This window comes from uncultured Gemella sp., assembly GCF_963529685.1.
GTDB lineage: Bacteria > Bacillota > Bacilli > Staphylococcales > Gemellaceae > Gemella.
The window spans coordinates 1-7,163 of sequence record NZ_CAUSAI010000060.1 but is presented as its reverse complement, the minus strand read 5'-3'; the positions used below and the strand labels follow the sequence as shown (position 1 = coordinate 7,163).

The window sequence follows — 7,163 nt, the reverse complement described above, 5'->3', positions numbered from 1 at the left end:
CTCTTGGCTCTCACCCGCATAGCGGGTGGTTTTTTGTTTCGGAGACTTCGCCTCCCCAACTGACTAAAGTCATTAATAAAAAAAGAGTAGAAATCAATCTACTCTTTTAGATGACGTCCCAGAAGGGATTCGAACCCCTGACCGACGGCTTAGAAGGCCGTTGCTCTATCCTGCTGAGCTACTGAGACATATTAAATACTACTTCTCCCTGAAGTACTTTAATAGTATATCAATTTTTCCATATTATGTCAATACTTTTTTGTAGATAAAAAAAATATTTGTCTAAAAGTTAATTCCCAGAGTAAATTCCAGTTTATATCTCCTTTGTAAAAAATTCTAAGCTGTTTAAAAATAGGTAAATTAAATATTCGTTACCATTTCGTTACATTTTATAGAAAAAGGAAAGCCGAAGTCTCTCAAACGGCTTTCCTATAAGCATTTTAAAAATTATCTTCTTAATCCTAGAGATTTAATTAATTCACGGTATCTTTGGATATCTTTTTTAATTAAGTAATCTAGTAAGTGACGACGACGGAAAACTTTTTTAAGTAATCCACGACGACCCGCGTGATCTTTTTTGTGAGTGTTTAAGTGCTCAGTTAAAGCATCGATTTCTGCAGTTAATACTGCGATTTGTACTTCTGGAGAACCAGTATCTGATTCGTGAGTACGGTATTGAGCGATAATTTCTTGTTTTCTTTCTTGACTAATTGCTGCCATTGCAATTTCCTCCATATAATTTTATTTTTGCGACCTTAATCCTAGTGTAGAACCTGGAGGGTTTCTATACCACGAATAAGGAACATAGTTATTTTACACCATTTTAAACTATAATTCAAGTTATAACTATAAAATATTGCCAAATTCTATATTTTTTTATCTTCACACGCTTTTTTATCTTTTTTTAGTTGTTCTTTTAAATGATCAAAACTCTCGAATTTTTGTTCATTTCTTAAAAATTCATAGAAATAGATCTCAATTTTTTCTCCATAAATGTCATCATCAAAATCCAATATATGTGTTTCAATAAATTTTTTATTTTGTTCATTTGAAACTGTTGGATTATAACCAATATTAGTTATTGATTTATAAATTTTGTCTCTCACCTTTATCTTAGTAATAAACACTCCATTTGTTTCAGGTAATAGATATTTTTCACTAAGTTGAAGATTTGCCGTTGGAAAATTAATAGTTCTACCCAATTGTCTACCCTTTACAACTAAACCATCGATAGAATAGTATCTTCCTGCATATTGTTTATATTTTATAAAATCTCCACTTTTTACAAATTCTTTCAACGATGTTGTCGATATCTTCTTTCCATCTATAAGCTGCTCTTCTTGAATATTTGCTTCTATCCCTTTTTCTTTGATTAATTCCGGTGTACCTAACCCTCTATTTCCGAATCTATAATCAAACCCACAAAATACTTTTTCTACATTAAGTTTTTTCAAAATTAACTCAATAAATTCTTCAGCCGATAGATTTTGTAAATGTTCATTAAATTCTAAATAATAAACCTCGTCTACACCTAATTCTTTTAAAAGCTCATTTTTTTTATTTATCGGTGTAAGAGATTCCTCACTAGTTTTACCAAAATATTCTTTTGGACTTTTATCTAAAGTTATAACTATTGACTTAAACTTCTCTCCAGCCGCCTTTACAGCTTCACCTATTATATTTTGATGAGCTTTATGTATTCCATCAAAAAAACCTAAAGCTGCTACTCTTTTACTTTCATCACTTTTTATTTCATCAAATTTCGAAATATTAAATATTTCCATCTTCATCTACCTACTCTATTATTTTTGGAAATGTTGTTTTTACAGATAATAACTCATCCTCTTTATCTTTAAGGTGATAAATTGCTATCGCCTCATTCTCATATGTAAAAACTATTCCATTCGTAAAATCATAATCCGGGAATTGATTTTTTCTAAATCTTAATCCGTTCATTACTTGTTGCGCTCTATACTTTGGTATTTCTACAAATTGATACTCTTCTAGAGCATATTCTTTTCTTAAAAGACTTTGTTCCAAATTTCCTTCTTGAACTTTTTGTTCAACTTCAGATAGTTTTAAACAATTTTCTAAAGTTATTTCACCGCTTCTAGTTCTTGTTAATCTACTCATCGTACTAGGTAAATTAAGTTTTTCTCCAATACTAGTTGCAATTGTTCTAACATATGTTCCTTTACCACAATCTATATCTATAGAAAAATAAAACTTATCATCTTTATAGTATTCACTATTTTCTATAAAAGTAATATCATATATAGTTACTTTTCTCGTTGGAATTTCTACATCAAATTGTCCTTTTCTAGCATATTCATAAAGTTTTCTTCCATTTACTTTAATAGCCGAATAAATCGGTGGTTTTTGTTCTATTTCACCAATCATAGACTGTAAAATATCTTCTATTTCTTCTACATTAATATTACTTACTTTACATTCCTCTACAATCTCTCCAGTAAGATCCTCAGTTGTTGTTTTCAAGCCTAGGCATACTTCAGCTCTGTAACTTTTTCCTAAATCCATAGCATAATCACTAACCTTAGTAGCACCGCCTAATAATAACAATAATACTCCATCAACCTCTGGATCTAATGTCCCTGAATGTCCTATTTTTCTCATTTGAAGGATCTTTCTTGCTTTAAATACTACATCGTGACTTGTAATTCCACGTTCTTTATATATTGGCAAAATACCCTCAAACATTATTTATTATCCTCTTTTTTCAAACACTCAGGACATAATCCGTAAACTTCAAACTTATGGCCATCAATTTGGTAACCTTTCAATTCATCAATCTCCAGATTATCACAAACATGTACATGGATAATCTTAGCCTTACCACATCCTAAACATATATGGTGATGATGGTGATGATCAGGTTCTAAACAACCTATTTTAAAATATTTTTCACCTTTAATTTCTGTTGTTTCTAATATTCCCAATTCTTCATATGTACTTAGATTTCTATATATTGTATCAAAACTAAGTCCAGGATACATCTTACCAACTGTTTCAGATACATACTTTGCATTAATATATCTATCTTCTTTTACTAATAGTTCTACCATAGCTTTTCTTTTATCTGTATATTTATATCCTTTTTCTTTTAACATCCTCATAATTCTATCAACTTTTTCTTCTGATGCAACCATAAGTAACCTCCTGCATTTACTATTTTTTAAAATCTACAAATGCCTTATTTCTCAACATTGCGATTTCATCTTTATAAGGGGCAATCTCTTTTTTCTCACCATACCATGGTGTCTCTAAAATTTTTGGTATATTAGTAAATTCCTCTAGGTGTATAATTCTATTTATCCCATCAAATCCAATTCCACCATATCCAATATTTTCATGGCGATCTTTATGCGCGCCTAATGTATTTTTACTATCATTAATATGTAAAACCTGAATTCTATCAAGACCTACTATTTTATCAAATTCCGTAAGTACTCCATCTAAATCATTAACTATATCATATCCACCTTCAAATACATGACAAGTATCAAAGGTAACAGTTAATTTCTCATTTAATGTAACTCCATCAATAATTTGAGCAATTTCATCAAATGTTCTTCCACATTCACTACCTTTTCCAGCCATTACTTCTAGAGCTATATTAGGTTTCATATCTTTTGTTAAAACTTCATTTAATCCTTTAACAATACTTGCTATACCTACATCAGTTCCCGCCTTAACGTGTGATCCTGGGTGTAGAACGATATTTTTAGCACCAATTCTTTCTGTTCTTTCTATCTCTAATCTTAAAAAATCAACAGCAAGTTGATAGATCTCTGGTTTTATAGTATTTGCTAAGTTAATAATATAGGGTGCATGTACTACAATATCACTTATATTTTTTTCTTTCATCAACTTATGAGCTTCTTCTATACGTAATTCCTCAATTGGTTTTCTTTTTGTATTTTGAGGAGCCCCTGTATAAATCATAAATGTATCACTATTATAACTAGCCGCTTCTTTTACAGAACCAAGCATCATTTCTTTTCCAGACATTGATACATGTGATCCTATTTTTAAGTTCTTCATTACTTACCTCTGTTTGCTCTATTAGTACGTTTAGCAAATTTTCTTCTTTCTTTTTGTTTAAGTTTATCCATTTTATATTTATATTTTTTCTTATATCCTGGTTTAACTTTCTTAGATACTTTAACTTTTGATTTTAATTTTTCCGTTAAATTATGATCAGCTACGATTTTCTTTCTACTTTGACGTTTGTTTCTATCTTTAGCTTCAACAAATTCACCATTTCTAATATCTTGATGATTAAATTCAATGCCACGTTTTTCTAAATCTTGTAATTTTTCTTCATCTTTATTGTTATAAATTGTAATACAGTCTCCACTTAATCCAGCACGACCAGTACGCCCCGCTCTGTGAATGAAGAAATCTAAATCATTCGGTATATTGAAGTTGATTACATGACTTACTCCTTCAATATCAATCCCACGACTCATTAAATCACTAGCTACAACATAAGTGAAATCAAGGTTATTAATTCTTCTTTGCATTTGCTTACGTTCACGCGGTGTTAAATCTCCGTGAAGTACACCTACATTTAATCCTTTAGAGATAAGGTAACTACTTACCTCTTCTACCTCAGTTTTCTTATTAGCAAAGATAAGTGCTAAATATGGATTAATAACTGTTGTTATTTCATGTAATTTTTCTAAACGTGAAGAACTCTTCTCAGGAATTAAGATATATTCAATTTTACCGAATTTTGCATTATCAACTTCGATATACTGTGCATTTTTTAGATATTTTTTTAAGAAGTGATTCATTTGTGTTGGTATCGTTGCTGAGAATACTAAAAATTGACAATTTTCAGCTGCCCTTTTAGAAATTTTATCAACATCTTCCATGAATCCTAAATCTATCATCATGTCACATTCATCGATTACAAGACTCTCTACTTCTTTAATTGCTAAAGCACTAGCTCTATCTAATTCTAATACACGTGTTGGTGTCCCAATAATAATGTGCGGGGCATTTGATACTCTTTCAATATCTCTATTTAAATCTTGTCCACCAATACATAATGTAATTTTAATATCTTCTTCAGAAAAACTAGCGATATGTACCGCCATATCATATAATTGTCTAGAAAGCTCCCTTGTTGGTGCTAAAATTATACTTTGTGTTTTTTTCTTAGTTACATCTAATTTACTAAAAATTGGTAGTAAGAAAGAATGACTTTTCCCACTTCCTGTTTGTGATTTTGCTACAATATTTTTCCCTTTTAATACTGGTGAGAATACTCTCTCTTGAATTTTTGTTGGATTATCAAATCCTAAATCTATTACTGCCTTATTTACAAATTCATTAAATTTATATTGTTCAAATGACTTTGGTAACATTAAAAATCTCCTCTATAATTTTTTATATTATTATTCTATAGACTCTTTCTATATAGTCCACAATCTTCTGCGTGAGCATATCTAAACCAATAATTCTTGCTACACGCCATAATAAACCATCTTTTATTATACTATAAATACGTGGAATTAGCTAGGGGATGACCCAAAAGTCCTAAAATTTAACAAAGTTCATATAAGAACTCATAGACTCAGTGGTTTATTGATATCTAAATTCACTTTATAAAAACTTTTTAGATATCTAATAAACTGTGCGGGAGAACTCTACAAAATCTTATTTCTTAAGAAATCACGATTTTTGAGTCACTCCCTATACGTTAACTGCAACTATTTCCATAACTTTTTCCGAAAAAAATAATCCAGAAGACATATTACACTCTCCTGAATTACTTCACATCATTATTTTACAATCTCTATTCCTGAACTTGTTCCTAATCTTTCTGCTCCTAAGTCGACATATTTTTGAGCAGTTTCCTTATCTCTAACTCCACCACTTGCCTTAACTTTGGCATTGTCGCCTACAACAGACTTCATCAATTTTACATCCTCATATGTTGCTCCACCAGTTCCAAAACCAGTTGAAGTTTTTACGAAATCTGCTTTAGCTGCTAATGATAATTCACATGCTTTAACTTTCTCTTCATCAGTTAAATAACAAGTTTCGATAATTACTTTTAATACATTATCTCCTATAGCCTCTTTGATTTGACGAATTTCATTTTCAACAAATTCAAATTCACCATCTTTTAATTTAGCAATATTTATAACCATATCGATTTCGCCAGCACCATTTTCTACAGCTTCTTTTGCTTCAAAAACTTTTGCTGCAGTAGTCATTGCACCTAATGGAAATCCTACAACAGCCGCAACCTTCACATCTGTTCCTTGCAAAAGATGTTTAGCATCTGCGACATAACATCCATTAACACAAACACTATAAAATTCATGCTCTATTGCTTCCTCGCAAAGTTTTTGTACATCAGCACTACTTGCCGTTGCTTTTAAAATTGTATGATCGATATATTTATTTAATCCCATTTTTTACCTCTATTCTATAACTTCTAGTATATTTTTTATATTTTCTATTTTTTCATTTCCAATAATGTAGGCATCTAATACCATAACTTTACTTGATTGAACATTTTTTTCATCGTTAAAGTAGATTTCAGCAATAACGTCACCTTTTTTTACCTTATCTCCGACTTTTTTCTTAAGTTCAATTCCTACAGCGTGATCAACTTCATCTTCTTTTGTTGCACGCCCAGCACCGATTACCATAGCTGCTTTGCCGATTTCTTCAGCTTTAATTTTCGTTACATACCCTTCTTCTTCTGAGAATACTTCTAGGACTGATTTAGGCGTTGGTAGTAATTCATAATTATTAACTACTTCTCCATCTCCACCACTTAATTCAATGAATTCTCTTAATAATTCTAAAGCACGTCCATTGGCAATCACTTCGTCTATTTTTTTAGCTGCTTCTTCAAATGTCTTAACTTCACCTTTATGTTTTAAAGCTAAATAGACAATTTCGTAAACAACTTCTTTTAGGTCACTTGACCAATTCCCTTTTAAAGCCTCTATTCCTTCGATAATTTCATTAGCATTACCAATATTATATCCTAATGGTTCTTCCATATTAGTCAGAACGGCTATTGTTTTTCTACCTACACTATTTCCAATTTCAACCATTCTACGAGACAATTCTCTTGCATCTTCTATAGTTTTCATGAAAGCACCGTCACCGACTTT

7 protein-coding genes, 1 tRNA gene and 1 pseudogene are annotated in these 7,163 nt (G+C 30.7%); all 9 read right to left on the bottom strand.

Annotated elements, in window-relative coordinates:
* Positions 1–114: 114 nt before the first annotated feature.
* Positions 115–188, bottom strand: a tRNA-Arg gene (locus RWS90_RS07435).
* A 259-nt stretch (positions 189–447) separates the two neighbouring features.
* Positions 448–720 (bottom strand): 30S ribosomal protein S15, encoded by a 273-nt coding sequence (gene rpsO / locus RWS90_RS07430; protein ID WP_314086061.1) that lies wholly within the window; start codon positions 718–720, stop codon positions 448–450.
* Positions 721–866: 146 nt separating this feature from the next.
* A complete protein-coding gene (locus RWS90_RS07425; RefSeq protein ID WP_314550112.1) occupies positions 867–1,784 on the bottom strand; it encodes a bifunctional riboflavin kinase/FAD synthetase in 918 nt (305 codons plus the stop codon).
* 10 nt (positions 1,785–1,794) lie between these two features.
* Positions 1,795–2,718 carry a tRNA pseudouridine(55) synthase TruB gene (gene truB / locus RWS90_RS07420; protein WP_314550110.1) on the bottom strand — a complete coding sequence of 308 codons (924 nt, stop codon included), beginning with the start codon at positions 2,716–2,718 and terminating at the stop codon, positions 1,795–1,797.
* Positions 2,718–3,167 (bottom strand): Fur family transcriptional regulator, encoded by a 450-nt coding sequence (locus RWS90_RS07415; protein WP_314550108.1) that lies wholly within the window; start codon positions 3,165–3,167, stop codon positions 2,718–2,720. Before RWS90_RS07415 ends, truB begins: the two co-directional genes overlap by 1 nt.
* A gap of 19 nt (positions 3,168–3,186) precedes the next feature.
* Complete coding sequence (locus RWS90_RS07410; protein WP_314550107.1) at positions 3,187–4,062, bottom strand: deoxyribonuclease IV; 876 nt, start codon at positions 4,060–4,062, stop codon at positions 3,187–3,189.
* Entirely contained in the window at positions 4,062–5,393 is a 1,332-nt protein-coding gene (locus tag RWS90_RS07405; protein ID WP_314550105.1) for a DEAD/DEAH box helicase, read from the bottom strand. The genes RWS90_RS07410 and RWS90_RS07405 overlap by 1 nt, the downstream gene beginning before the upstream one ends.
* 417 nt (positions 5,394–5,810) lie before the next feature.
* Entirely contained in the window at positions 5,811–6,449 is a 639-nt protein-coding gene (gene deoC, locus RWS90_RS07400; RefSeq protein ID WP_314550103.1) for a deoxyribose-phosphate aldolase, read from the bottom strand.
* Positions 6,450–6,458: 9 nt separating this feature from the next.
* Positions 6,459–7,163: pseudogene (deoA, locus tag RWS90_RS07395) on the bottom strand (pyrimidine-nucleoside phosphorylase); the annotation flags it as partial.

Bases quoted from the DNA above. Each gene is read 5' to 3' on its own strand.
- RWS90_RS07425 (WP_314550112.1), bottom strand. From the start codon at position 1,784: ATGGAAATATTTAATATTTCGAAATTTGATGAAATAAAAAGTGATGAA.
- RWS90_RS07410 (WP_314550107.1), bottom strand. From the start codon at position 4,062: ATGAAGAACTTAAAAATAGGATCACATGTATCAATGTCTGGAAAAGAA.
- RWS90_RS07415 (WP_314550108.1), bottom strand. From the start codon at position 3,167: ATGGTTGCATCAGAAGAAAAAGTTGATAGAATTATGAGGATGTTAAAA.
- RWS90_RS07405 (WP_314550105.1), bottom strand. From the start codon at position 5,393: ATGTTACCAAAGTCATTTGAACAATATAAATTTAATGAATTTGTAAAT.
- deoC (WP_314550103.1), bottom strand. From the start codon at position 6,449: ATGGGATTAAATAAATATATCGATCATACAATTTTAAAAGCAACGGCA.
- rpsO (WP_314086061.1), bottom strand. From the start codon at position 720: ATGGCAGCAATTAGTCAAGAAAGAAAACAAGAAATTATCGCTCAATAC.
- truB (WP_314550110.1), bottom strand. From the start codon at position 2,718: ATGTTTGAGGGTATTTTGCCAATATATAAAGAACGTGGAATTACAAGT.